At 64.4% G+C, this 1,287-nt stretch carries 1 protein-coding gene and 1 pseudogene; one reads left to right on the top strand and one right to left on the bottom strand.

Annotation, left to right across the window (positions count from 1 at the left end; genetic code table 11):
- Positions 1-972, top strand: a 972-nt coding sequence (locus U1700_RS14690; protein WP_332753430.1) for an ATP-binding cassette domain-containing protein, incomplete at its 5' end; no start/stop codon positions are given.
- 49 nt (positions 973-1,021) lie between these two features.
- Here U1700_RS14690 and U1700_RS14685 read toward each other — a convergent pair.
- Positions 1,022-1,287, bottom strand: a pseudogene (locus U1700_RS14685) (pilus assembly protein TadG-related protein); the annotation flags it as partial.

Genomic DNA, 1,287 nt, shown 5'->3' with positions numbered 1-1,287 from the left:
AAGGAAGCCGCCAAGCTCGGCATCGCCTCGGACGATGTGAAGACCAAGGAGGTCATCAAGGCCGAGCATGTCACCAAGCGCTACGGCGACCGCACGATCATCAAGGACCTGAGCCTGAAGGTCACGCGCGGCGACCGGATCGGCATCGTCGGCTCGAACGGCGCGGGGAAAACCACCCTGCTGCGCCTGCTGACCGGCGAGATCCAGCCCGACGAGGGCAGTGTCTTCCAGGCCAAGACGCTCGACGGCGTCATCATCGACCAGCAGCGCAAGCTGATGGCCCCCGAAAAGCGCGTGCGCGAGGTGCTGGCCGACGGCGGCGACTGGATCGACGTGCGCGGCACCCGCAAGCATATCCATGGCTATCTGAAGGAATTCCTGTTCGACCCTTCGTTGGCCGAGGCGAAGATCGGCACGCTGTCGGGCGGCGAGCGCTCGCGCCTGCTGCTCGCCCGCGAGTTCGCGCGCGAATCCAACCTGCTGGTCCTCGACGAGCCGACCAACGATCTCGACCTGGAGACGCTCGACCTGTTGCAGGAGGTGATCGGCGATTACGAGGGCACCGTCCTGATCGTCAGCCACGACCGCGACTTCCTGGACCGCACCGTCACGGTGACGCTGGGCCTCGACGGGTTGGGCACGGTGGACGTGGTGGCGGGCGGCTATGCCGACTGGGTCGCCAAGCGCAAGGCGGCGCCGGATGCGAAGAAGGCCGCGCCCAAGGCCGCCCCCTCCCCCGCCGCGCCCGTGCAGGCGAAGACCAAGCTGAGCTACAAGGACCAGCGCGATTACGAGCTGCTGCCCAAGCGGATCGAGGAGCTGGAAGCCGGGATCGCGCGCGACGAGGCCAAGCTTGCCGACCCCGATCTCTATGCGAAGGACCCCGCGCAATTCGACCGGCTGATGAAGGCGATCGAAAAGGCACGCGAGGAAAAGGACGAGGCCGAAATGCGCTGGCTCGAACTGGCCTAACAGGTCGAGGCGCTGGCGGGGTAATGGCCCCGCCAGGCCACGGTACGTATCAGCCCGTGATACGTACCGTGGCCAACGCACTCTGGAACAGGCGGTCCATCGCCTCGGTGATGTCGTCGTCGGTCTTTACCTTGGTGTAGAGCCCCGGCGACGAGCAACGCTGCAAAGCCGGTTCCACTTTGTAAAGATAGGGTGCGATTTTCCTCTGCCCCCAGGGAAAATTGTCCAACGTCTCTTTCAGATACTCGGTGTAGAGGATCGCGATCCTGATCCCGCGCGCCTTGATGACATCGCATTTGGAAGTGTCGATCTCAA

This window comes from Sphingomonas sp. RB1R13 (assembly GCF_036663775.1).
Taxonomy (GTDB): domain Bacteria; phylum Pseudomonadota; class Alphaproteobacteria; order Sphingomonadales; family Sphingomonadaceae; genus Sphingomicrobium.
Note: the sequence above shows the minus strand (reverse complement) of the source record. Positions and strands in the feature narration are given on the sequence as shown.